Origin of the sequence: Rubellimicrobium mesophilum DSM 19309 (assembly GCF_000600335.2) — a bacterium.
GTDB lineage: Bacteria > Pseudomonadota > Alphaproteobacteria > Rhodobacterales > Rhodobacteraceae > Rubellimicrobium > Rubellimicrobium mesophilum.
In genome coordinates this window covers 16,578-41,064 of sequence record NZ_KK088563.1, presented here as the reverse complement: position 1 = coordinate 41,064, position 24,487 = coordinate 16,578, and the positions used below count along the sequence as shown (strand labels likewise).

The following is a 24,487-nucleotide window of genomic DNA, read 5'->3' as shown; positions in this document are numbered from 1 at the left end:
CCCCTCAGGCCCGCCCCTCCTCCGGCGGCCCCGAGGCCCAGCGGTTCAGCCAGGCCAGACCCGCCAGCACCAGCCCCAGCGCCAGGAACGAGAACACCCGCAAGAGCCCCGCAAGCCCCGCCGCGTCCACCAGGAACACCTTGGCGATGGTCAGCGCGATCACCGCCATCGCGAGCCGCCGCAGCATCGCGCTGCGGGTCCTCAACGCCTGCGCCAGCAGCACCCCGCCCAGGCTCAGCAGGGCCACGGTGTAGCTGTAGAGCTCGGGCTGCGTGAAGCCGGAGACGGCCAGGACATCCCCCTGCCAGAACCGCCGGATCGCCAGGAAGGCCCACGTCGCCCCGAACACCCCGCCCGCCACGACCAGGACCACCCGCCCCCGGAGCCGGTCGAGGCGCCACGCCAGCGCCCCGAGCGCCAGCGCCGGCAGCAGGTAGGCCACGAGCAGCGTGTCGAAGGGCTGCGACCCGCGCACCACCTCCCAGGCGTTGAAGAACGGGTTGAGGCCCGTCAGCACCGCGACGAAGGCCACCCCGCCCAGCGCCCCCTCGATCCCCGCCAACGCGAGCCTGACCCGAGCGAGCGGCCCCCCGAGCCGCGCCCGCTGAGCCTGCGCCAGCGCGAGGCCCGTCCAGATCAGCCCCAGGAGCGCGACCGACCAGTGGTTCACCAGGTCCGCGCCCGGCGCGAAGCGGTCCACGAAGCGCCCCAGCAGCACGCTCGCGAAGACCCCCGCGTAGGCGAGGAAGGCGCTCTCCAGCGCGGCGCGCACGCGGACGCGCTCGATCGGCAGCAGCGCGCGGGCGCCCGCGAGGCCGAGGAGGCCCGCGCCGTAGGCCAGCACGACCTCGGCCAGCGGCGCCTCGCCGAAGAGGTAGCTCATGACGCCGGGATAGACCGTCAGCCGCCAGCCCAGTGCCGCGACCCCGGCCAGGATGAACCAGCCCATCTCCGGCAGCCGGAATCTCCGGTCGAGCGCCGCCGCCACCGCGACGAGCACCGCGAAGGCCACCGTCAGCGCCGCGTCCGACAGCAGCACGAACACCGCCAGCGCGATCAGCGACATGGCCGAGAGCGCCGCGTAGGCCGCCCGCCGCCGGTCCTCGCCGTCCCGCGCCGCATAGCGGGACGCGAAGGCCGTCATCACCCCCGCGAGCGCGACGGCATGGAGCGCCCAGGGCCAAGGGCCCATGACCCGCGCGGGCTGCCAGAGGAACTCGAGGAGCGCCGTCGCCACCGGCGCGACCAGCGCCGCGACGAGCGCCCAGAGCACCCCCCAAGGTCCCCGGAGGCTCCGCCACCACGCCGCCAGCGTGACGACGAGGGCTGCGCCGAGGATCAGGCTCACGGTCCAGGGCGGCGAGGCCTCGGGGTTCACGCCTGCGTCCCAGCCCTGGAACTCGGCATAGAGGCCGAACCAGCGCGTCGCGCCTTGCGGGATGAAGGCCAGCAGCAGGAGCGCGGGCACGAGCGGCAGGTCCACCAGCCCCTCGGCCCGCTCGGTCCAGAGGATCAGCCCGGCCGCCAGGAGGGCCAGCGCACCCAGCGAGAGCAGTTGTCCCGCAGGATCCTGCTCCAGCATCGACAGGAAGATCAGCAGCGAGGACGCGGCGACGGCTCCCAAGGCGATCCAAGTTGGGGCCACCGGACGGGGCGAGGCCGCGCCCTTGGGCGACAGCAGCTTTTCGAGGAGCGACGGCCCCGGATGGCTCGGCCACAACTCTAGCCGGGGGACCGCCACGGCGGCGAGCGCCAGCCAGAGGAGGAAGGCGACGTAGCCCTCCTGCCCGCCGAGCGCCCCCCGCGCGAGGCTCCCGCCGCCGAAGGCCAGCGCCAACGCCAGCGTCGAGACCCAGCCCCAGCACCGCATCGCGTCGATGGCGAGGCCCGCGCCGCCCAAGAGTCCGAAGTAGAGGAACAGCAGCCCCGGTCCCCCGGCCTCCCCGCCCACGAGGAAAGGCGCGATGGCCCCGCCTGTCAGGCCGGCGGCGGCCAGGAACGGCCCGTAGAACCAGCCGAAGACCAGCGCCAGGATCGACACCCCGAGCAGCCCCGCGAAGGCCACCTCCGGCCCGACCAGCCCGTAGAGCCCTCGCGCCGCCAGGATCGCCACGTAGAGCACCACGATCCCCGCGCCCGAGAAGGTCGAGGGCAGGGCGGCCGTGCTCGTCCCTCCCGTGTCGCCCCAGCGGCGGCGGATGGCCTCGCCCGCAACGAGCAGCGCCGCGCCCAGGCCCAGCGCCAGCAGGATGCGCGCGCCCGGGCCGAGGAGGCCGTGCTCGGCGCCGTATTGGACGAGGAACACTCCGGCCAGCCCCAGCGATAGCGCCGAGACCGCGTAGATCCAGTTCCCCCGCAGCCAGCCGGCCAGGCCGCCGATCCAATCGCGGGCCGGCACGGCCGGAGGCGGAGACGCGACGGCGACCTCGGCTGGCTCACTGGGCGGCACGGCCTCGGGCGGGACGGCGGGCGCCGCGACCGGCACCGCCTCCCGAGCGCGTGCGGCGTCCGGGGGGGTGGACCAGGGGGACGGAGTCACCGGAGCGGCGGCGGCCGTCGGCGCCGGGACGCCGAGGAGCTGCGCCTCCAGCCGCGCGACCCGACGCGTCAGCCGGGCGACCGCCACCGCGAGCCAGACGACGACGAAGGGCAGGGCGAGAGCCGCCAGCGCCAACAGGATCAACAATCCCTCCATCGCCCATGCTCGAACCCAAGATGCAGCCGACCCTAGCCCCGGCCCGGCGGACCCGGATAGGCAGGTATTCCGGAGGTGCGCCCCGCGCCTGACGCGAAGCCGCCGTCGACGAGCCGCCCCGCCCTCAGACGGGCCGGTCGAGCGCCTGCGCGGCGCTGCGGAAGGCCGGGTGGTTCTCCGACCCCGGCCGCACGAGCCCCTCGAGCTGGCGCCTGAGCCAGTCCTCCGCGGCCTCGCGTCCCTCGCCGCGGGCGAGGAGCCGCGCCTGCGACCCCGCGATCAGCGCCGACCAGGCCCGTGCGCCCGAGCCGCGCGCGAGATCGGCCGCCCGCGTCAGCGTCGCGTGCGCGGCCTCGAGGTCGTCCGGACGCGCGAGGAGGCCGATCTCGGCCTTCTGCCGCAGCACCTCCGGCTCGTAGACGCGATCCTGCCCCTCCGCGATGGCGGCCAGCGCCCGTCCGACCAGGGTCTCGGCGTCCTCGTGCCTCCCCACGGTGGCATGGCTCCGCGCCAGGAGGGCCTCGTGGAACGAGATCGTCAGGCGCAGGCCCATGGCCTCGGCAAGACCCACCGCCGCCTCCTGGTCCGCCAGGGTCGCGACGGGCCCTTCCATCTGAGCGCGGGCGGCCGTCAGCCACAGGTTCCCGGCCATCATCCAGAAGGGCTGGCCCAGCTCCGACGCCAGCGCCGTGGCCGCCTGCAGGTCCGGGCGGATGTCGGATTCCGGCATGGCATAGCAATGGGCGCCGGCGCCGAAGACGCGGATGTAGGGACCGAGGAAGGGCAGGGCGAGCCTCCTCTCGTGCGCCGCCGCCTCGGCCATCGCGGCGCGCCAGCCGGGTTCGTCCCCCGCGATCCAGCGGCCGTGGATGCGGAACAGCAACGCCAGCTCCAGCCCGTCCATCAGGTAGGTCACCGCCTGGAAGCGGTGCTTGCCCAGGTCGTAGAGCGCCGAGGTCCGGGTCCAGGCCTCCTCCTGCACCGCGAAGTCGCCGACGCTGAAGGCGTTCACCGACCGCGCGCTCTCGGCCAGCACCCTGAGCTCGGGGAGGTCGCGGGCGATCTCGTCCATCCGCTGCGCCATGCGGGCGGCGGTCGCGGTCTCGCCGACCACCAGCATGTGCGCCCAGATGCCCCAGACGATCTGGAACTCGGTCTCGCTTCCCCCCGCGCTGGCGAGGCAGAGCTCCAGCGACCGCTGGTAGGCCGCCCGCACCGCGCCGTCGGCGAAGCCCCGCGTCTGCACCAGCGCGTCGCCGATGAAGAACTCGGTCAGCATCTCCAGGTCGTCGCGCCCGCGCCCCGGCGGCACGTCCGCGAGCGCCGCCTCGGATCGGCGCAGGTGCGCCATGGCCTCGGTCAGGTTGCCGACAGCGATGGCCCGGCGCGCCGCCTCGATGAGCCGCGGGATCGCCCTGGCCGGCCGCGCCGCGCCCAGGAGGTGATAGGCCTCGGTCGCCGGCTCCGCTTCCAGCCGCTCGGGCGCGACGGCGGCATAGGCGGCCAGCGCGCGGGAATGCAGGTCCACCCGCTGCGACGACAGCAGCGTCTCCAGCACCGCGTCGCGGATCAGCGCGTGGTCGAAGGCGATGGTCCCGTCGCTGTCCTGCCCGAACAGGCCCCGCGACACGAGGTCGGCCACCTGGTCCGCGACCTCGTGCTGGCCCTGGCCCAGCATCCGCGCGAGGACGTCCACGCGCACCGCAGGACCCAGGACCGCCGCCGCCTCGACCAGCGACTGCCCTTCCTCCAGCCGGTCGAAGCGCTCGAGCAGCGCCTCGACCATGGTGTCGGGCAGGGCGCCCAGGGCCTCGGTGCTCGGCCGCTCGAGCACGGCGCGCGTGATGTGCTCGAGGTAGAGCGGCACGCCCGCGGCGCGGCGGACGATCCCCTCGCGCGTTTCCGGCGAGAGCCGTTCCTCACGGTCCAGAGCGTCCACCATAGCGGTGGCCTCGCTGTCGGGGAACAGCTCCAGGTCGATGACCTCGGCCGTGCCGGCCCACAGATGCTCCCCCTCCGGCCGCCGCGTCGCGAGAAGCAGCAGCGGATGATCCGCGAAGTTCCCGCTCGGCATCCCGTCGAGCAGCGCCTGCGTGTCGGGGTCGATCCAGTGGGCATCGTCCACGAACAGGACGGCCCGTCCCGCCCCGACCAGGCTCCCGAACAGGTCGGTGAGCGCGCGGCGGATGCGCTCCTGCCGGATCAGCGGCGCGACCGGGGTCGGATCGAGTCCCAGCAGCAGAGCCAGACCCTCGCCCGTCGCCCCGGGCGCGAACTCGGCGAGGTGGACGCGCTGCGCCTCCGGGGGCGCGGCGGTGTCGAGCCCTGCGAGCTCGGCCACGACGGGCTTGAGGCAGCCGAAGCTCTGGTCGCGCCGATGGCTCAGGCCCCGGATCTCGTAGACCTCCTGGTCGGTGGCGGCCTGCGCCAGGAAGTGCCGCACCAGCGTCGTCTTGCCGAAGCCCCCCGGCGCCTGCACCTCCACGGCGCGCAGCCTCCCCCGGCTCGCCTCGTCCCAGGTCGCCATGAGCCGCCCCAGCGCGCCGGTCCTCCCGATGAACTCGCCCCGCGACGGCGAGGCCTGCGCGCGCGCGACCGCCCAGACCGCGATGGGGTTGGAGAAGCCCTTGAGCGGGTGGATGCCCAGGAAGCTGCGCGTGAAGGCGGCGGGGTCGAGCTTGCGGCAGACCTCGTCCCCCACCGCGACCGTTCCCGGCCGCGTCGCCGCCAGGAGCCGCGCGGCGAGGTTCACCGTGCCGCCGATGGCCATGGTCTCGCGCGCGGCGGGGCTCGCATGGGCATCGCCCACCACGACCCAGCCGGTGGCCACCCCCGCGCAGACCTGCAGCGCCGCCCCGCCCGGCCCCGACAGCCGCCGGACCCTCTCGATGATCCCGAGCGCGGCCGAGACGGCGTTGGACGCGCTGTTCTTCATGGCCACGGGGTAGCCGAAATAGGCCAGCATCCCGTCGCCCATGAACTTGGCGACGTAGCCGCCTTCCTCGTCCACCACGGACTGGCAGATGTCCTGGTAGGCGGCCAGGAGCGCGAACATCGCCTCGTCCCCGATCCGCTCGTTCAGCGCGGTGGATTCCACGAGGTCGCAGAACAGCACCGACATGAAGCGCGACCGCGCGGGCGCCTGCCCGACGAGGCGCGTCCCGCAGGAGGGGCAGAACCGCGCGCCCGGGTCGATGGCGCCCCCGCAGACCGAGCACCGCATCCCCGTCATGGCGCCATGTCCAGCAGGTGCTGGCGGATGTCCCGGCTCTGGAACGGGTTGTTGATGGTGCCGTCGGCGGTCAGGAAGAAGCCGCCCAGCGAGGCCTCCGCGATGCTGGGCGGGCGATGCAGCCCCGGCGGCAGGCCGAAGCCGTTGTCACCGATCCGCACCTCCATGGCGAGCGACTCCAGCAGCGCCGAATCGAGCGAGAAGTCGTAGACCGAATACTGCCACCCCGTGAGCGGCCGCTTCGTGACCATGGCCATCTCGTAGGCCGGGCGGACGGCGGCGAACTTCGGGAAGGCGAAGGCGCGCGCCTTGTCCCCCTTGCTGGTCCAGGCGCAGGAGATGATCTCCCGCCCCGTGCGGCGGTCGGTGACGACATAGCTCGAATCGTCACAGTCGATCCGCGCCTTCTCCTTCGGGAAGCCGTAGCCGTAGACGCCCAGCGCGATGGGCGGGTCGGAGTCGAGGTAGAGCTTCTGCGGCCAGATCATCGGGGGCATCCGGCCGAGCCGGGCGTCCGTGTGCATCACGAAGGGAACGGCGCAGATGAATTCGAGGTAGCTCGTCCATCCCCGGGGCACGACGTTCGGCCGCACGTCCCGCTGCCGGCCGAAGAGCAGGATCACCGGATGCCCGCCCGGCCCCGTCACCATCTGCGGCGCCAGCGCCAGCCCCTGCGGCAGCATCCGCGCCACCGCGTCGCGCGGCATCGACAGCGTCACGCAGGGCCCCGTGGTCTCGGCCATGCCGTAGACCGCGCTCCAGGGCCAGGGCGAGTTCTGCGGGCGGTAGGTCTTGAGGACGGGCGCCGTGGACTGCGGCTCGTTCTGGCCGTTCCCGCCCGGGATCGGGTCCTCCTCCTCGCCGACGATTCGAGGGGTCACGCCGGCCAGCCCCGCCGCCGCGCGCATCCCCGACATCACCGCCGACTCGACGCAGCCCGCGTTGATGCCGGTGTAGGTCCAGTCCCCCGCGAGCCAGAGGTTCGAGAAGCCCGAGCGGTCCGCCCTCAGCCGCGCCGTCGTCGAGCCCGGGACCGACAGCACGTAGCGCTCGGTCGGCTCCACGTTGGCGCGGAAGTACTGCGCCTCCCAGCGCGCCTCCGGCGTCGCGGCGCCGGCGGCCACCAGCAGCCCGTCGTCGAAGCTGCCGTCGTCCTTCAGGAGGCGCGGGAAGATGAAGCCCATGTTCTCGCGCAGCCAGGTCATCGCCTCAGCCTTGACCTCGTCCCGCGCGCGCCCCGGATAGCCGGTGTCGGAGTAGTCCGGCACCTTGGGCGGATCGGCGAGCGGTCCGCAGAAATACGCGATGCTGCGCGGCTCGTCCTCCGCCGGCCACGCCTCGGCGGGGACGAGGTGGCTCATGTCCGCCCAGGTGTTCAGCGCGTCCTGGTAGGCCGTCAGGATCGACGGCCCATGCCCCCAGCCCAGGCCCTCCGTGGGCTCCCGCAGCCAGAGCTGCATGGCCTGCGTCGCCGTCGTCTGCACCCGCGAGACCATCCGCCGCCAGGCCGGCGAAGCGCCGATGAGGTCCCCCGCGATGTCCGGCAGCGCGCCCACCGGAATCCCGAGGATCACCTCGTCGAAATCCTCCCCGCGCCGCAGCGTCCGGGTCTCGACGCCCTTCCAGGCCGTCCAACTGCTCTCCAGGTCGGCCGCGCCCAGCCGCCCGCCGGCCTCGTCCCCCGTGCCCGCCGCGGCGGCGGTGCCCAGCAGCGCCCCCGCCTCCTCGATCTGGTCCCAGAGCGGCTCGCTCGGCCAGCAGTCGATCCCCTTCACGGTCACGAAGGGCCGGTAGTCGCCCTTGGTCGTCACCTGACGCTCGATGGTGATGGAATCGACGGCGCGCGCGCCCGGGTCGAGGTGCAGCCCCCGCACCCGGTGGAAGAAGTGGAAGTGGACGCCCCGCTTCCGCAGCGCCTTGTAGAGCGGCGTGAAGATCGTGTCCCCCATGCCGCCGCGCATCTTGTAGAAGATCGAGCCCTTGTAGGTCAGCATCAGCCGCAGCGTGCCGCGCAGGAAGGTCCCCGCCGCGATGGCGCGGGCCTGCTCGGTGGTCATGCCGCCCCGGAAGCCGAAGGCGTAGTCGTAGACGGCCACGATCAGCGCGCCGTCCACGCTCCCCGGCTCGGCGCCGTGCTTCTCCAGCCAGTGGGAGATCTCCTCCCCGTCGATGGCGTCGAAGCCGCGCCAGAGCACGCGGTCCTCCACCATCCCGCGCAGCGCCGCGCCGCCCAGGTCGAGGAGCTGGAACACCCGCCGCAGCGCGTCCTCCACGCCGTCCCCGTCCGAGAACCGCGCCCGCCGCGCCCGGATGTCCTCCTGCACCCCGCGCGCGAGACGGGCGAGGGGCCCCGCCCGTCCCTCGTCGGCCCGGCCCGCCCCGGACAGGAGCCCCGCCAGCGCCTGCATCAGGTGCAGCGGCGCCTCGCCCAGCGCCTGCCCGACCCCGGCGAGCCCCCGCAGCAGGTCGTCGCCGAGGTCGCCCAGCGCCAGCGTCGAGGCATGGCCGGTCCCCGTCGCGTGGTCGGGGTCGAGCCGGTCCAGCGTATCGCGCATCAGCGCCGCGAGCTTGAGGAAGTAGCCCCAGGGCGAGAGGTCGTCCTCGCCCACGCCGGGTTCGTCGTCCTTCATCGCCGGCTGGACGATCCAGCGCACCCAGCCCTCGGGGGTCCTCTCCCCCAGGACGATGTTGTTGTCCTTGAAGAAGGCCTCGTCCACGCTGCGGTAGGTGTTGGGCTCGTCCCGGAGCTCGTCGAACACCTCGCGCATGACGCGGAAGGCGTTGTCGTAGAAGCCCGACCAGATGTGGAGCCCGTGCTCCTCGATCCGCTGGCCCTGGAGGGGGTTCCGGCCGCTCGCCCCCTTGCCGCCCAGCCGCCAGCCCACCTGATAGACGTGGATGTCGTAGTCGTCGCGGGCGCCGGGCTGCGAGGTCAGAGCCCAAGCCGCGCTCATCGCGCCCACACCGCCACCCAGCACGGCGACCCTGCGCTTGGCCATTCGTCCCGCTGTCCCTGTCGCTCCCCACGCCCTCCGATCGGGCGCAAGGGCCATTGGCCTACAGGCCCGCCATCACGTCAAGCGGATTGGAGCGCCCCGTGGCGCCGGTCACGGGGCATGGGCCGTCCAGGAGGCCCGGGCAGGGGGGGCGGCCCGAGGCTAGCGAAGCCAGGCCTCGGGGGCATCCCAGCGGGGGCGGCGGGCCTCCTGCATGGCCTGGGCGCGGCTGACGCCGATGTCGGCCAGAAGGCGATCGTCCAGCTCCGCCAGGCGCCGCCGCGACCGCGTGGTCGCCATGCCGCCGACGGGTGGGTAGGCGACCTCGGCGCCCGGGGGGGGCAGGGCGCGGGTCCAGGTCATCGGCGGCGTGGCCGGTGCCGCCTCGACGCCCCCGAGCCCCACGTCGTCCAGGAGATGCGTCGAGGTCTCGGACAGCCGGGCAAAGGCCGCCTCCATCTCGCGCTGCCGCGCCCGGCGCTCCAGGGCCTCGCCCCAGGCCCGGGGCAGGAGGCGCAGCCGGAGCGGAACGGCCGCCTGGTGGGCCTTGCGGGCGCCCGCCCGACCGGGCATCAGGTCCAGAAGGGCTTCGGTGGCGCTCAGGCTGATGGTCGTCATGGCCGTGTCCTCCGCTCGGGGGCCCTCGGCGGGGCCTCGGGATGCGGACGACTCTGACTGATTCGCATGACGGACGCTGTTCCTCGGGGAACTTTGTTTCCCTTGCGTCAACAGCGTGGCGCCGTTAGGTTCCCCGGATCGGCGGGAGAGCCATGCAGGCCCCGTTGGGAGACGTACCGATGATCGCCAGCCCGGCCCGACCGGCCACTTCGGACCTCGCGCAGGTCCTCGGCCGCTTCGAGCTCTTCTCCGAGCTCTCGCCCGAGACGCTCTCGGCGCTGGCCGCCTCGGCCCACCGCCGCGGCTGGGGCGCGGGCGGCGTCATCTTCCAGCGCGGGGACGAGGGCGACCACATGGTCGCCATCACCGAGGGCCGCGTGCGCCTCTCGCTCGGCACCGCGCAGGGGCGCGAGCTCATGCTCCGCCAACTCGGCCCCTGGGAGGTGATGGGCGAGCTCGCCATCATCGACGGAGAGCCCCGCTCGGCCGACGCCACCGCCGTCGAGCCCACCACCGCCATCATCCTCCCCCGCGCCCGCGTCCTCGAGATCGCCGGCGTCCGGCCCGACCTGGGCCTCGCCGTCGCCCGGCACCTGAGCCGCATCCTCCGCGCGACCAACCTCCAGATGGAGTCCATCGCGCTCTACGACCTCAGGATGCGCCTCGTGCGGTTCTTCCTCTTCTCCCTGCGCCAGGTCTACGGCGACCGCGCGCCCGAGGAGGCCGTCCTGCAGCTCAACCTCAGCCAGTCCGACCTCTCGGCCGTCCTGGGGGCGAGCCGCCCCAAGCTCAACCAGGCGCTCCAGTCGCTGATCGCCGAGGGCGCCGTGCGGCGCGACGGCGCCCACATCACCTGCTTCCCCACCCGCCTGCGGCAGCTCGCCGAGCTGAGCGACCTTCGCGATTGACCCTGTCTTGCGCGGCTGCCCGCCGATCCCGACGCTCCGGGACGGCAACTCCGCGCCGATGCCGAATCGACGGCCTTGCCAAGGTCCCGCGCGGGACGGCATGAACCGGGCACAGCGAGCGCGGCCCCGGGCGGGACAGCCGGAGCGCCGCGACCAAGCCAAGCCGATGCGATGCCGGGAGGGGGTCGGACGCGATCCCTCCTGGCTCGCCACGTCCCCGCCGGGCGGGCGTTCCTCCGCCCTTCTTTGGTCGGCATCTTTCCCTGAAAGGGCCGTACCCGTCCTCTTTAGTTCGTGACAGCCAGGGAGAGCCGTTGTGCGGGTCCAACTCATCGTCGCCACGATCCTTGCCGTCGCCTTCGGGGCCCAGGCCCAGGCCGCCCCCATCATGGCGCCCGTGGCCACGTCGTCCGCCGGGGAGTCGTCGCAGGTCGTCCGCGTCGGCTTCGGCGAGCGCCTCGACCGCGCCCGCACCCGCGCCGGGGCCAGCGACCTCCGCTCCAGCCCGCGCCTGCGCCGGGCCGCCCGCGCCCATGCCGCCGACATGATCGACCGCAGCTACTTCTCCCACACGGCCCCGGACGGATCGGGCCCGATGGAGCGGGCGCAGGGCGCCGACTGCCGCTGCCACGCCATCGCCGAGAACATCGCCATGGGGCAGCGGAACGCCCGCGAGGTCTTCAAGGCCTGGATGAACTCGCCCGACCACCGCGACAACATGCTCCGCGACGGCTATAGCCGCTTCGGCCTCGGGCATGTCGGCGACACCTGGGTGCTCATGCTCTCGGACTGAGCCGGGGCGCTCCTATCCCCCAGGCTCCGCGCCGGCGGCGATCATCTCCCGCAGCACCCGCGCCAGCGTCGCCGCCTCCGGCCCCAGCCTCGCCCGCAGCGCGCGATCGTAGTCGAGAGCGAGCATCCCGAGCCTCTCGAAGGCCGCGCGTCCCTCGGGCCTGAGCGACAGCGTCTCGGCCCGCCGATCCGCCCCATGGCGCTCGCGCGCGAGGAACCCCCGCTCCTCCAGCGCCGCCACCGCCCGGCTCACCTTGGTCTTCTCCACGTGCGAGACGCGGCAGATGTCGGACGCGGTCATCGCCCCGGACCTGCCTAGGTTGGCGAGCACCCGCCACTGCGTCCGCGTCATCCCGTATTCGGCCCGGTAGACCTGCGCGAAGCCCCGGCTCGTCGCCTCCGCCGCCTGGTTCAGCAGGTAGGGCAGGAAGGCGTCGAGGTCGAAGCCCCCGGGATGCCCGTCCGTCATGGGCCCGCCCGCCCGGCCTCGTGCCGCGCGCGCGCCGCGTCGGGATGCGCCGCCCGCACCGCCGGGATCGCCTGCAGCGCCGCCTCGATCGCCTCGACGCGAGGGGTGGGCGCAAGCTCCACGCCCCAGCGCCGGGCGTTGTAGAGCTGCGGCACGAGGCAGAGGTCCGCGAGCGTCACCTGGTCTCCGTGGCAGAACCGCCCGGCGCCGCCGTCCCCCAGCATCCCCTCGAGCCCCTCCAGCCCCAGCGCGATGAAGTGCCTCATCCACGCCTCCTGCGCGATGTCCCCACCCGAGGCCTCCGCCGCGTGCCGCGCCACCCGCAGGTTGCACACTGGCTGGATCTCCATCGCCACTGCATAGGAAAGCGCCCTCACCCGCGCCCGGCCGGGCGCGTCCTTCGGCAGGAACCCCGCACCCCGCGTCTCGTCGAGGTATTCGAGGATCGCCAGGGACTGCGTGAGTGATCGCCCGTCGATCTCCAGCACCGGCACCAGCCCCTGCGGATTGCGCCCGAGGTTCTCCGCCCCCCGCTGCTCCCCCTTCACGAGGTCCACCGGCCGGCTCTCGTAGGGCAGCCCCAGCAGTTCCAGCCCGATCCGCACCCGATAGGCCGAGGAGGACCGCCAGTAGTCGTGCAGGACGATCATCGGGCCCTCCCTCCCGTCCTGACCTAGCTCGACATGGTTGCATTTGCAACTATCTGCGCGCTAGGATCGCCCAGGACGCAAGGGAGCCCCCGATGACCGGTCTCGACCTGCCCGAGGGCATGATCCGCGCCGCCACAACTCTCGGCACCCACGACGGCTACATGCCCGGCTGGGCCAACGACTTCGAGACCGAGGCGCTTCCCGGCGCGCTGCCCCAGGGCCAGAACTCCCCCCAGAAATGCGCCTACGGCCTCTACGCCGAGCAGCTCTCGGGCAGCGCCTTCACCAGGCCGCACCCCGAGCGGACCTGGTGCTACCGCATCCGCCCCTCCGTGAAGCACGTCACCCGCTTCGAGAGGATCGACGTGCCGCTCTGGAGGAGCGCGCCGCACATCCTCCCCGAGGTCATCTCGCTCGGCCAGTACCGCTGGGACCCGGTCCCTCACTCCACCGAGCCCCTGACCTGGGTCACCGGGATGCGCACCGTCACCACCGCCGGCGACGTGAGCACCCAGACCGGCATGGCCGCGCACATCTACCTCGTCACCGAGTCGATGAAAGACGAGTATTTCTACAGCGCCGACGGCGAGTTCCTCGTCGTCCCGCAGGAGGGGCGGCTGCGCTTCTGCACCGAGCTGGGCGTCATCGACCTCTCCCCCTCGGAGATCGCCATCCTCCCGCGCGGCCTCGTCTACCGTGTCGAGGTCCTCGAAGGCCCCGCCCGTGGCTTCGTCTGCGAGAACTACGGCGTCCCTTCCAGCTCCCCACCGGGCCCCATCGGCGCCAACTGCCTCGCCAACCCGCGCGACTTCAAGACTCCGGTCGCCGCCTTCGAGGACCGCGAGGCGCCATCGACCGTCACCCTCAAGTGGTGCGGCCAGTTCCACCGCACCCGCATCGGCCACTCCCCCTCGACGTGGTCGCCTGGCACGGCAACTACGCGCCCTGCAAATACGACCTCCGCACCTATGCCCCCGTCGGCGCCATCCTCTTCGACCACCCCGACCCGTCGATCTTCACGGTGCTGACCGCCCCTTCGGGCCTGGAAGGCACCGCCAACATCGACTTCGTGCTCTTCCGCGAACGCTGGCTGGTGGCCGAGCACAGCTTCCGCCCGCCCTGGTACCACAAGAACGTCATGTCCGAGCTGATGGGCAACATCTACGGCATCTACGACGCCAAGCCCAAGGGCTTCGTCCCCGGCGGCATGTCCCTGCACAACTGCATGCTCCCCCACGGCCCCGACCGGCAGGCCTTCGAGGGCGCCTCGAACGCGGACCTCCGCCCCGAGAAGCTCGACGAAACCATGAGCTTCATGTTCGAGACCCGCTTCCCGCAGCACCTCACCGAGTGGGCCGCCAAGAGCGCTCCCCTGCAGGACGACTACATCGACTGCTGGGCGAGCCTGGAGAAGAAGTTCGACGGCACGCCGGAGGTGAAGTGAGAGGCCGATGATACCCTCAGGACGCGTGCCCGTGCCACGTCCCGCTCGGCCACCTCGACACGACACGCGGCGCGTGCGAGCGCGCACCCTACGCAGGATTCCCCCGTGCCCCTCCTCCGCTCCTGGCTCGCCAGCGCCAACTCCCCCGACACCGACTTCCCCCTCAACGCCCTCCCCTACGGCCTCGTCTCGACGGGCGACGGCCCCCGCCGCTGCGGCGTCGCCATCGGCGACATGATCCTCGACGCCACCGGAGCCGAAAGGGCAGGGCTCCTGCGCCTCGCCGACAGCCCCCTCCTGGCCGAGCCCTCCTGGAACGCCCTCATGGCCGCCGGGCCTGCCACCTGGGCGGCGCTGCGGACCCGCCTGACCGCGCTCCTGGCCGAGGGCTCCGCCGAGCAGCCCGCCGTCGAGCGCCATCTTGTTCCGATGGCCGGGGCCCGCCTCCATCTCCCCTTCAAGGTCGCCGGCTACACCGACTTCTATGCCGGCCGCCACCACGCCGAGAACGTCGGCACCATGTTCCGCGGCCCCGAGAACGCGCTGCCCCCGAACTGGCTGCACATGCCCATCGGCTACAACGGCCGGGCCTCCTCCGTCGTGGTCTCCGGCACCCCCGTCCGCCGCCCCTGGGGCCAACTGAAACCGCCGGGCGCCGAGGCTCCCGTCTTCGCCCCCTCCCGTCGATTCGACATCGAGCTGGAGCTTGGCGCCATCGTGGGCACCCCCTCGCGGATGGGCCGCCCGGTCACGGTGGCCGAGGCGGACGCCATGATCTTCGGCCACGTCCTCCTCAACGACTGGTCCGCCCGCGACATCCAGGCCTGGGAATACCAGCCCCTCGGCCCCTTCCAGGCCAAGGCCACCGCCACCACCCTCTCCCCCTGGATTGTCCCCGCCGAGGCCCTGCGCCCGTTCCGCGCCCCCGGCCAGCCGCGCGAGGTGCCGCTCCTCCCCTACCTCGATGAGCCGGAACCCATGGCGCTCGACCTCGCCCTCGAGGTGGAGCTCCGCCCCGAAGGCGGAACGCCCACGGTCATCTCGCGCACCAACGCCCGCGAGCTCGCCTACTCCTTCCCCCAGCAGCTCGCCCACCACACCACCAGCGGCTGCCCCATGGAGACCGGCGACCTCCTCGGTTCCGGCACCATCTCCGGTCCCACGAGGGACAGCCGGGGCAGCCTGCTGGAGCTGAGCTGGGGCGGCAAGGAGCCCATCCCTATCGAGGGCGGGACCCGGACCTTCATCGAGGACGGCGACACCCTCACGCTGCGCGGCCACGCCCAGGGAGACGGCTACCGCATCGGCTTCGGGGACTGCACGGGGCAGGTCGTCCCGGCGCTGTCCGATCCGTATGCGCGTTGAGGGCGCCACGCCGTAGGGCGGGCTTCAGCCCGCCACGCGACCTCGGCCGACGGCGCACCGGCACCCGACGGAGCATGGCGGGCTGAAGCCCGCCCGACCGGCCACGGACGCGCTCCGTCACCCCGCCTTCAGCACCCCGCGCTCGATCTGGTCCTGCTCGATGCTCTCGAACAGCGCCTTGAAGTTCCCCTCGCCGAAGCCCTCGTCGCCCTTCCGCTGGATGAACTCGAAGAAGATCGGCCCGATGACGGTGCGCGAGAAGATCTGGAGCAGGATCTTGGTCTCTCCCCCGTTCAGCACGCCCTCGCCGTCGATCAGGATGCCGTGCTTCGCGAGCTTCTCGACGGGCTCGTCGTGCCCCGCCACGCGATCCCTCGAGGTCTCGTAGTAGGTCATCGGCGGCTTCGGCATGAACCTCACGCCCCTGTCCGCGATGGCGTCGACGCTCGCATAGATGTCGTCCGTCCCCACCGCGATGTGCTGGATGCCCTCGCCCTTGTAGCGCTTGAGGTATTCCACGATCTGCCCGGTCTCGCCCCGGTCCTCGTTGATCGGGATGCGGATGCGCCCGTCCGGCGACGTCAAGGCACGCGAGTGCAGGCCGGAGTATTTCCCCTCGATGTCAAAGAAGCGTATCTGGCGAAAGTTGAACAGCCGCCCGTAGAAGTCGAACCACGTGTCCATGTTGCCCTTGTGGACGTTGTGGGTCAGGTGGTCGAGGTAGTAGAACCCGACCCCCTTCGGCTTCGCATCCGCCACCCAGTCGAACTCCCCGTCATAGGGGTTCGCGTCCCAATAGCGGTCGTTGAAGTAGATCAGCGACCCCCCGATCCCGACGATGGCCGGCAGGTCCATCACCTTCCCCGGCCCCTCATAGGGCGTGGCGCCATTCTTGACCGCGTGCTCATAGGCATGCCGCGCATCCGCCACGCGCCACCCCATCGACGGCGCGCAGGGTCCATGCTCCTCCACGAACTCCCGCCCGTGCGAGCCCGGCTCGTCATTCAGCACATAGGTGATGTCCCCCTGTTGCCAGAGCTCGACCGCCTTCGCCTTGTGCCGCGCCACCAGCTCATAGCCCATGCGCGCGAAGAGGTCGCGCAGCGCCTGCGGCTCGGGATGGGCGAACTCGACGAACTCGAAGCCGTCGGTCCCGGCGGGGTTCTGGGCGGAGATGGTCGCGCGCGGCGCGTCGTGCGGGAAGGGACCCATGACGGGTGGCCTTTGCGTGGTTGGACGGGTTCCGCTAGTCTCTCGCAAGGAACGCGCGAAGGGCGCGCGAAGTTCACCCTCCGGGCCGTCATTCATGCGAGCCCCTCGCACGGAAGCACTGGTTTGCCGCAAGACGCCCGCACCATCGACGCCACCGACCTCCGCCTCCTCGCCGAGCTCCAGCGCGACGCGACCATCACCGCGCAGGACTTGGGCGAGTGCCTGAACCTGTCCCCCAGCCAGGCCGCCCGCCGCCGCCAGCGCCTGGAGGCCGAGGGCGTGGTCGCCGGCTACCTCGCCCGCCTCGACCCCGACCGCCTGGGCCTCAAGGTCCAGGCCTTCATCCAGGTGCAGATGGCCGCCCACAGTCCCGACGCCGCCCGCGACTTCGCCCGCCTCCTCGCCACGCTGCCCCAGGTGGTCGCCGCCTGGACGATCACCGGCCAGTCCGACTACCTCCTCCGGGTCTGGTGCGCCGACCTCGCGGAACTGAACCGCCTCGTCCACGGCTCGCTCCTCCCGCACCCCTCGGTCGCCCGCGTCCAGAGCCAGATCGTCATGGACCAGCTCAAGCCCGAGGCCGGCCTGCCGCTCTAGCGGGCGGTCTCCGCGCTTTCCCTCGGGTCGGGACCGCCACGCCGCTTGACCGACGTTCCGCGCCTGTTAGCGTCCCCTCAAGGGGTTAGGGGAACTCGCCATGCTGGATCTGATCCTGCGGAACGTCCGCCTGCCGGACGGCCGCGGCCCTCTCGACATCGGCATCGCGGACGGCCGCATCGCCGCCATGGAGCCCAACCTCCAGGGCAAGGCCGCGCGCGAGATCGACGGGGCCGGGCGCCTCGCCAGCCCGCCCTTCGTGGACCCCCACTTCCACATGGACGCCACGCTGTCGCTCGGCATCCCGCGCCTCAACCGCTCCGGCACCCTCCTCGAAGGCATCGCCCTCTGGGGCGAGCTGAAGCCGATCCTCACCCCCGAGGCGGTGATCGAGCGCGCGCTCCGCTACTGCGACCTCGCCGTCTCGCAGGGCCTCCTCTCGATCCGCACCCATGTCGACGTCTGCGACGACCGCCTCACCGCCACCGAGGCCCTCATCGAGGTCCGCGCCAAGGTCAGACCCTACATCGACCTCCAGCTCGTCGCATTCCCCCAGGACGGCCTCTACCGCTCGCCCACCGCCGAGGCGAACCTCCTCCGCGCCCTCGACATGGGCGTGGACGTGGTCGGCGGCATCCCCCACTTCGAGCGCACGATGGAGGACGGCCGCCTTTCCGTCATCCGCCTCTGCGAGATCGCCGCCGAGCGCGGCCTCCCCGTGGACCTCCACTGCGACGAATCCGACGACCCCCTGAGCCGCCACATCGAGACGCTCGCCGCCGAGGCCACGCGCCTGCGGCTAGCCGCCCGCGTCGTCGGCTCCCACTGCACCTCCATGCACAGCATGGACAACTACTACGCCAGCAAGCTCATCCCGCTGATCGCCGAATCCGGCATCCACATCGTCCCGAACCCCAACATCAACATCACCCTCCAGGGCCGCGCCGACACCTATCCCCGCCGCCGGGGCCTGACCCGCGTGCCGGAACTACGGGCGGCGGGCGTCAACGTCGCCTTCGGCCAGGACTGCTGCATGGACCCCTGGTATCCCCTGGGCTCCGCCGACATGCTCGAGGTGGCGAGCATGGGCATCCACGCCGTCCCCATGACCTCGCGCGAGGCGATGCGCTGGGCCTTCGACTCGGTCACGCTCGGGGGCGCCGCCGCCATGGGCCTCCCCGACCCGACCCTCCGCGTGGGCGGCCCCGCGTCGCTCGTCCTTCTCCAGGCCCGCGATCCCATCGAGGCGATCCGCCTCCGCGCCACCCGCCTCCTCGTCCTCCGCGAGGGCAAGGTCCTGTCCGAGACCGCCCCCCGCACCGCCCGCCTCTCCCTTGATGGCCGCCCGGACATGGTCGATCCGGCGGACTACGCGCCCCCGGCGCTCGACTGACAACAAGAACGACCCCCGACAGGAAAGGACCCCCCAGATGAAGCTCCACGCCTCCCGTCGCCACCTCCTCCTCGGCGCGGGCGCGCTCCTCGCGCTCCCCGTCACCTTCCGTCGCGCCCAAGCCCAGGACGCCCCGATCAAGGTCGCCGGCGTCCACGCCTCCCCCGTCGAGAACGCCTGGAACAGCCGCGTCCACCTCGCGCTCCAGCAGGCCGCCGAGCAGGGCCTCATCACCTACGAGTTCTCCGAGGGCATCGCCGCCACCGACTACCCCCGCGCCATGCGCGAGTATGCCGAGGCCGGCGCCCAACTCGTCCTGGGCGAATCCTACGCCGTCGAGAACGAGGCCCGCGAGGTCGCCGCAGACTACCCACGAGCCGCCTTCCTCATGGGCTCCTCTGGCGAGCCGGCGGGCGACAACTTCGGGGTCGTTCGGCACCTACAACCACGAGGCCGCCTACCTCGCCGGGATGCTGGCCGCGAAGATGTCCCAGACGGGCAAGTTCGGCTCGGTCGGCGGCTACCCGATTCCCGAGGTGAACCTCCTCATCAACGCCTTCCGCCTCGGCGTGAAGGAGGTGAACCCCGACGCGACCTTCACGAACGCCTACATCGGCGCCTGGTTCGACCCCGCCAAGGCCAAGGAGGCCGCCATCGCCCAGATCGACGCCGGGTCCGACATCCTCTTCGGAGAGCGGATCGGCACCGCCGACGGCGCGCAGGAGAGGGGCAGGCCATCGGCTCGCTGACCGACTACAGCGACCGCTACCCCGACACCGTCTTCGCCAGCGCCGTCTGGAACTTCGGCCCCACCGTCGAGGCCGTCGTCGCCGACATCAAGGCCGGCAATCCCGTGGGCAAGAGCTACACGGAGTACTCCTTCATGCGCCACGGCGGCAACGAGCTGGTCTACAACGCCGACATGGTCCCCGCCGACGCGATCCCGCCCATGGAGGCCAAGCGCGACGAGATCACCTCGGGCGCCTTCGAGGTCCCCATCGACCCGGCCGAGCCGTCCTGACGGGCAGGGGGCGCGATGCCCCCAGCGGGCTCCGTAGGGCGGGGTTCACCCCGCCACGCGACCTCGGCCTGCGGCGCACACGGGGCCGACGGGGTGAGCCCCGCCCTACGTCCGACTCCTCACTCTGCCCACTCGCCCCCGCGCATCACCGGCACGGCGGACCCATCCTCCCGCACCCCGTCGATATCGATCTCCTCGGACCCGATCATCCAGTCCACATGCACCACGCTCTCGTTCATCCCCATCCGCGCAAGCTCCTCCTTCGGCCGCCGCCCGCCCCCGGCGATGGTGTCCGGATAGGCCTGCCCGACCGCGATGTGGCTCGCCGCGTTCTCGTCGAAGAGCGTGTTCTGGAACAGCAGCCCCGACTGCGAGATGGGCGACGAATGCGGCACCAGCGCCACCTCCCCAAGTCGCGCCGCCCCCTCGTCGGTGGCCAGCAGGCTCCGCAGCGTCTCCTCGCCCTTCTCGGCGAAGGCCTCGACGATCCGCCCCCCTTTGAGCCGCACCCGGATGCCGTCGATCAGCGTCCCGTTGTAGGAGAGCGGCTTCGTGGACCTCACCGTCCCCTCCACCCGCTCCCGGTGCGGCATGGTGAAGACCTCCTCGGTCGGCAGGTTCGCGATACAGAACACCCCGTTCTTGGCCTTCCCCCCCGCCGCGAGCCACTTGTGCTCGTCCGCGAGCCCGAGCGTCAGGTCCGTCCCCGGCCCGCTGTAACGCAGCGCGCTGAACCGCCCATCGTTGAGCCACTTCGCCCGCCGTTCCAGCTCCGCCGAGTGCTCCGCCCACGCGGCCACCGGATCGGGCCGGTCCGTCCGCGTCACCGCGAAGATCGCCTGCCACAGCCGCTCGACCGCCTCGCCCTCCGGCACGCCGGGGAACACCGCCCGCGCCCAGGCCGGGTGGGCAAAGGCCACGATGCTCCAGTTGATCGCGAAGCCCGAGATATATTCCAGCGCCGGACGGTAGGCGACCGCGCGCGCCTTGTTGGCCCGCGCGACCTTCGCCGGGTCCTGTTCCGACAGCAGCGCCGGGTCCTCCCCCACGAGCGCGAGCCGCGCCGCCCCGCCCTTGAACGCCTCGGCCATCCCGTTGAACAGCCATCCCGGCGCCACGTCGAAGGCGTCGTCCGGCGCAAGCTGGAACCGCGCCAGCGTCGCCTGCTCGTCGCTGTAGAGCACCGTCACGAGGCTCGCCCCGGCGCGGTAAGCGTGCTCGGTGATCTTCCGTGCCAGCGGGGCCGCTTCCAGCGGCGCCGTCACCACGAGTTGCTGCCCCGGCTGGATGTTCACGCCCGAGCGCACGGTAAGCTCGGCATAGCGGTCGAGGAGCTGGTTGTCGGGCATCGGCACGGCCTTTCCTGCTGCAACCCGCAAACGGTTAACGGCGGGGCAGGGGGGACGCAACGCACGGTGCTCAGTGACGCGACGCAACACCCCCTTGGGCCGTGCTAGGGTGATTCCAGCATTGAACCCGGACCCACCATGACCCCCGTCCTCGAACTCGACCACATCACCAAGCGCTTCGGCCCGCTCCTCGCCAACGACGCCATCACCTTGTCCCTCGCCCAGGGCGAGGTGCTGGCGCTGCTCGGCGAGAACGGCGCGGGCAAGACGACGCTGATGAACATCCTCTTCGGCCACTACACCGCCGACGAGGGCGAGGTGCGCGTCCATGGCCGTCCGCTTCCCCCCGGGAAGCCCCGCGCCGCCATCGAGGCCGGCGTCGGCATGGTCCACCAGCACTTCACCCTCGCCGGGAACCTGTCCGTCCTCGACAACGTCGTGATCGGCTCCGAGCCCCTCCTGCGCCTCCGCTCCCACCGCGCCGACGCCCGCCAGAAGCTCCTCGACCTCGCCACCCGCTTCGGCCTCCCCGTGGACCCGGACGCGCGGGTCGGGGACCTCTCGGTCGGCGAGCGCCAGCGCGTCGAGATCCTCAAGGCCCTGTACCGCGACGCCCGCATCCTGATCCTCGATGAGCCCACCGCCGTCCTCGCCCGCCCCGAGGCCGAGCAACTGTTCAGGACCCTGCGCGGCATGACGGGGCAGGGGCTCTCCATCGTCTTCATCAGCCACAAGCTCCACGAGGTCATGGCCGCCTCCGACCGCGTCGCCGTCCTCCGCGCCGGCAAGCTGGTGGCCGAGCGCGCCACCAAGGCCACCACCCCCGCCGAGCTGGCCGAGCTGATGGTCGGCCGCTGCGTCACCCGCCCCCGGCGCGAGGCCCGCGCCCCCGGCCCCGTGGTCCTCAAGGCCGACAACGTCACCCTCACGGACCACGGCGAGACCCGTCTCGACGCCGTCACCTTCGAGGTCCGTGAGGGCGAGGTCCTCGGCCTCGTCGGCGTCTCCGGCAACGGCCAGGCCGCCCTGGGCCGCCTCCTCTCCGGCCTCGCCCGCCCCACCTCCGGCCGCCTCACCCTCGGCAACCACGACATGACCGCGCTCTCCCCCCGGTCCCTGATCCGCGCCGGCGTCGGCCGCATCCCCGAGGACCGCCACGCCGAGGGCGTCATCGGAGAGCTCGCCGTCTGGGAGAACGCCACCCTGGAGCGCGCCCGCGACCCCGCCTTCGCCCGCAACGGCTTCGTTCGCCGCGCCGCCGCCAAGACGTTCGCGCAGGACCTCATCGCAAGGTTCGACATCCGAGGCGCCACCCCCGACACCCGCACGAGGCTCCTTTCCGGCGGCAATATGCAGAAGCTCATCCTTGGCCGCACGCTCGCCGCGAGCCCGCGCTTCCTCCTCGCCAACCAGCCCACGCGCGGCCTCGACGAGGGCGCCATCGCCGCCGTCCACGCCCGCCTCCTCGAAGCCCGCGAGAACGGCGCCGCCATCCTCCTCATCTCGGAGGAACTCGACGAGGCGCTCGCCCTCTCCGACCGCCTCCAGGCCATCGTCAAGGGTCGGCTCTCCGCCCCCATCCCCGCCGAGGAGGCCGACCCGAGACGCCTCGGCCTCCTCATGGCCGGCGCCTGGGAGGCCCAGGATGCGGCTTGAACGACGCCCTTATGTCCCGCTGGCCTACGCCATCGTGTCCCCCCTCGCCGCCGTGCTCGCGGCTCTCCTCCTCGCCGGAGCCCTCATCGCCGCCGCCGGGGTGAGCCCCCTCGCGGCCTACGGCGAGATGCTGAAGGGCGCCCTCGGCTCCCGCCTCGCCGTCACCGAGATGCTGGCCCGCGCCACGCCCCTGATCCTGACCGGCCTCGCGGCGGCGGTCGCCTTCCGCGCCCGCCTCTGGAACATCGGGGCCGAGGGCCAGCTCTACCTCGGCGCCCTCGTGACGGCCTGGGCTGGCCACGGCTTCGTCTCGACCCTCCCGCCGCTCCTCGGCATCCCGCTCCTCATGCTCCTCGGCATGGCCGCCGGCGCGCTCCTCCTCCTCGGCCCCACCGCGCTCCGCCTCGGCTTCGGCGTAGACGAGGTGGTGACGACGCTCCTCCTCAACTTCGTGGCCGTCCTCTTCGTGGGCCTGATGGTCGAAGGCCCGCTCAAGGACCCAATGGCCTTCGGCTGGCCGGCTTCCGTCCCCGTCGCCTCCGACCTGCGCCTCCCCGACCTGATCCCCCGCTCGCGCCTCCACATCGGCCTCCTCGTGGCTGTCGGCGCTGCCCTCCTCGTCTGGCTCGCCAACGCCCGCACCGTCTGGGGCGCCGAGTCCCTCGCCGCCGGCCTCTCCCCCCGCGCCGCCGCCTTCGCCGGCGTCTCGCTCCCCCGCACGCTCCTCGGCACGGCGACCCTGTCCGGCGGCCTCGCGGGCCTCGCGGGCGCCATCGAGGTCCTGGGCTCCACCGGCTACGTCACCACGACCCTCTCCCCCGGCTTCGGCTACGCCGGGATCGTCGTCGCCATGCTCGCGGGCCTTCACCCCGCCGGGGTCGTCGCGGCCGCCGTCTTCCTCGCCACCATCTTCGTGGGCGCCGACGCCATGAGCCGCGCGACCGAGGTGCCCAGCTTCATCGCCGACGTCATCATGTCCCTCTCGCTCCTCTCGATGATCGTGGCCCTCCTCCTCGCCACGCACAGGCTCGTCAGATGACCGGCGCGCTCGACCTCCTCCTCACCGCGAGCCTCTGGGCCGCCGTCCTCCGCATCGCCACGCCGCTGATCTTCGGCACCCTCGGCGCGCTCCTCTGCGAGCGCGCGGGCGTCCTGAACCTCGGCATCGAAGGCATCATGACCTTCGGCGCCATGATCGGCTGGCTCGCCGTCTACCAGGGCGCCGACCTCTGGACCGGCCTCCTCGCCGCCGGCCTCGCGGGCGCGCTCTTCGGACTCCTCCACGCCTGGCTCACCGTGCCCCTCGGCCTCTCCCAGCACGTCTCCGGCCTCGGCATCACGCTCTTCGCGTCGTCGCTCTCCTACTATCTCTACCGCCTCCTCGTGGTCGTCGGCGAATCCCCCCCGACCATCCAGCCCTTCCGCCCGCTCCCCATCCCCGGCCTCTCCACGATTCCCTTCCTGGGCGAGGTCCTCTTCGACCAGGCCGCGCCCACCTACCTCGCGCTCGCGACGGTCGCGGTGCTGTCCTACGTCCTGGCCCGAACGCCCCTCGGCCTGGCGATCCGCATGACCGGCGAGAACCCCCACGCCGTCGAGGCGCAGGGCCTCAACCCCATCCGACTCCGCACCGGCGCGGTCGTCGCGGGCTCGGCGCTAATGGGCGTCGGCGGAGCGTTCCTGACCACGGTCGCCTTCAACAGCTTCTTCCCCTACATGGTGCAGGGCAGGGGCTGGATCTGCATCGCCCTGGTGGTCTTCTCCTCCTGGCGCCCCGGCAAGGCGCTGCTCGGCGCGCTGCTCTTCGCGCTCTTCGACGCCTACCAGCTCCGCCTCCAGAACGCCGTCCCGGGCGTGCCCTACCAGCTCTTCCTGATGGCGCCCTACCTCCTCTCGATCCTCGCCCTGGTTCTCGTCTCCCGCCGCGCCCGTGTCCCCGAGGCCCTCATGGCCCCCTACCGGCGAGGCGAGCGATGAGGAACGTCACGTCACATTTTACGTCACCGTCACTGACCTTCTTGGAAACCGTCCCCCCGGTGCTAACATTTCCTTCAGGAGGCCCGGCCACGCGAAGCCGGGTGGGAGGAGCA

The 24,487-nt window shown here is 72.3% G+C and carries 18 protein-coding genes and 1 pseudogene; 11 read left to right on the top strand and 8 right to left on the bottom strand.

What is annotated here, in order from left to right:
• Positions 1–4: 4 nt before the first annotated feature.
• From RUMESO_RS08600 to RUMESO_RS27035, 4 genes are all read right to left on the bottom strand, one after another.
• The gene (locus RUMESO_RS08600; RefSeq protein WP_051521143.1) at positions 5–2,683 is read right to left on the bottom strand and encodes a DUF2339 domain-containing protein; all 2,679 of its coding nucleotides are present in this window, start codon (positions 2,681–2,683) and stop codon (positions 5–7) included.
• A 136-nt stretch (positions 2,684–2,819) separates the two neighbouring features.
• Complete coding sequence (locus RUMESO_RS08595) at positions 2,820–5,927, bottom strand: ATP-binding protein (RefSeq protein ID WP_037279666.1); 3,108 nt, start codon at positions 5,925–5,927, stop codon at positions 2,820–2,822.
• Complete coding sequence (locus tag RUMESO_RS08590) at positions 5,924–8,926, bottom strand: NAD(P)-binding protein (protein WP_051521142.1); 3,003 nt, start codon at positions 8,924–8,926, stop codon at positions 5,924–5,926. Before RUMESO_RS08590 ends, RUMESO_RS08595 begins: the two co-directional genes overlap by 4 nt.
• A 159-nt stretch (positions 8,927–9,085) precedes the next feature.
• A complete protein-coding gene (locus tag RUMESO_RS27035; RefSeq protein ID WP_051521141.1) occupies positions 9,086–9,541 on the bottom strand; it encodes a DUF1127 domain-containing protein in 456 nt (151 codons plus the stop codon).
• A 179-nt stretch (positions 9,542–9,720) separates the two neighbouring features.
• On the opposite strand from RUMESO_RS27035, the gene RUMESO_RS08580 reads away from it, so the two are divergent.
• Together RUMESO_RS08580 and RUMESO_RS08575 are read left to right on the top strand one after the other, a co-directional pair.
• A complete protein-coding gene (locus RUMESO_RS08580; protein WP_051521140.1) occupies positions 9,721–10,449 on the top strand; it encodes a Crp/Fnr family transcriptional regulator in 729 nt (242 codons plus the stop codon).
• A 316-nt stretch (positions 10,450–10,765) separates the two neighbouring features.
• Positions 10,766–11,242, top strand: coding sequence for a CAP domain-containing protein (locus tag RUMESO_RS08575; RefSeq protein ID WP_037279661.1), 477 nt, complete (start codon positions 10,766–10,768; stop codon positions 11,240–11,242).
• A gap of 12 nt (positions 11,243–11,254) precedes the next feature.
• Here RUMESO_RS08575 and RUMESO_RS08570 read toward each other — a convergent pair whose 3' ends face one another.
• Together RUMESO_RS08570 and maiA are read right to left on the bottom strand one after the other, a co-directional pair.
• The gene (locus RUMESO_RS08570) at positions 11,255–11,710 is read right to left on the bottom strand and encodes a MarR family winged helix-turn-helix transcriptional regulator (protein WP_037279660.1); all 456 of its coding nucleotides are present in this window, start codon (positions 11,708–11,710) and stop codon (positions 11,255–11,257) included.
• Entirely contained in the window at positions 11,707–12,360 is a 654-nt protein-coding gene (maiA, locus tag RUMESO_RS08565; RefSeq protein ID WP_037279659.1) for a maleylacetoacetate isomerase, read from the bottom strand. The genes RUMESO_RS08570 and maiA overlap by 4 nt, the downstream gene beginning before the upstream one ends.
• A 92-nt stretch (positions 12,361–12,452) precedes the next feature.
• On the opposite strand from maiA, the pseudogene hmgA reads away from it, so the two are divergent.
• Positions 12,453–13,804 (top strand): annotated as a pseudogene (gene hmgA / locus RUMESO_RS08560) (homogentisate 1,2-dioxygenase).
• Between the two features lie 105 nt (positions 13,805–13,909).
• Complete coding sequence (gene fahA, locus RUMESO_RS08555; protein WP_037279658.1) at positions 13,910–15,169, top strand: fumarylacetoacetase; 1,260 nt, start codon at positions 13,910–13,912, stop codon at positions 15,167–15,169.
• A gap of 117 nt (positions 15,170–15,286) precedes the next feature.
• Here the strand turns inward: fahA and hppD are convergent, their stop codons facing one another.
• Positions 15,287–16,381 carry a 4-hydroxyphenylpyruvate dioxygenase gene (hppD, locus tag RUMESO_RS08550; protein ID WP_037279657.1) on the bottom strand — a complete coding sequence of 365 codons (1,095 nt, stop codon included), beginning with the start codon at positions 16,379–16,381 and terminating at the stop codon, positions 15,287–15,289.
• Positions 16,382–16,504: 123 nt separating this feature from the next.
• On the opposite strand from hppD, the gene RUMESO_RS08545 reads away from it, so the two are divergent.
• The 4 genes from RUMESO_RS08545 to RUMESO_RS27025 all read left to right on the top strand — a co-directional run bounded on the left by RUMESO_RS08545 (position 16,505) and on the right by RUMESO_RS27025 (position 19,392).
• Positions 16,505–16,978 carry an Lrp/AsnC family transcriptional regulator gene (locus RUMESO_RS08545; RefSeq protein ID WP_245639204.1) on the top strand — a complete coding sequence of 158 codons (474 nt, stop codon included), beginning with the start codon at positions 16,505–16,507 and terminating at the stop codon, positions 16,976–16,978.
• A 100-nt stretch (positions 16,979–17,078) separates the two neighbouring features.
• On the top strand, positions 17,079–18,371 hold the full coding sequence (locus RUMESO_RS08540; RefSeq protein WP_037279655.1) for an amidohydrolase family protein: 1,293 nt from the start codon (positions 17,079–17,081) through the stop codon (positions 18,369–18,371).
• A gap of 290 nt (positions 18,372–18,661) precedes the next feature.
• On the top strand, positions 18,662–19,120 hold the full coding sequence (locus tag RUMESO_RS28125; RefSeq protein WP_342670750.1) for a BMP family ABC transporter substrate-binding protein: 459 nt from the start codon (positions 18,662–18,664) through the stop codon (positions 19,118–19,120).
• A 104-nt stretch (positions 19,121–19,224) separates the two neighbouring features.
• The gene (locus tag RUMESO_RS27025) at positions 19,225–19,392 is read left to right on the top strand and encodes a hypothetical protein (RefSeq protein ID WP_245639202.1); all 168 of its coding nucleotides are present in this window, start codon (positions 19,225–19,227) and stop codon (positions 19,390–19,392) included.
• 119 nt (positions 19,393–19,511) lie between these two features.
• Here the strand turns inward: RUMESO_RS27025 and RUMESO_RS08530 are convergent, their stop codons facing one another.
• Positions 19,512–20,741, bottom strand: a complete 1,230-nt coding sequence (locus RUMESO_RS08530) for an aminopeptidase (protein ID WP_037279653.1) — start codon at positions 20,739–20,741, stop codon at positions 19,512–19,514.
• Positions 20,742–20,879: 138 nt separating this feature from the next.
• Between RUMESO_RS08530 and RUMESO_RS08525 the strand changes: the two genes are divergently transcribed.
• Genes RUMESO_RS08525 through RUMESO_RS08515 form a run of 3 tightly spaced genes read left to right on the top strand, consistent with a single transcriptional unit; the run spans position 20,880 to position 24,374 of the window.
• Positions 20,880–22,397 (top strand): ABC transporter ATP-binding protein, encoded by a 1,518-nt coding sequence (locus RUMESO_RS08525; protein ID WP_037279651.1) that lies wholly within the window; start codon positions 20,880–20,882, stop codon positions 22,395–22,397.
• Positions 22,387–23,436, top strand: coding sequence for an ABC transporter permease (locus RUMESO_RS08520; RefSeq protein WP_037279649.1), 1,050 nt, complete (start codon positions 22,387–22,389; stop codon positions 23,434–23,436). Before RUMESO_RS08525 ends, RUMESO_RS08520 begins: the two co-directional genes overlap by 11 nt.
• Positions 23,433–24,374, top strand: a complete 942-nt coding sequence (locus tag RUMESO_RS08515; RefSeq protein ID WP_037279647.1) for an ABC transporter permease — start codon at positions 23,433–23,435, stop codon at positions 24,372–24,374. Before RUMESO_RS08520 ends, RUMESO_RS08515 begins: the two co-directional genes overlap by 4 nt.
• Positions 24,375–24,487 lie beyond the last annotated feature (113 nt).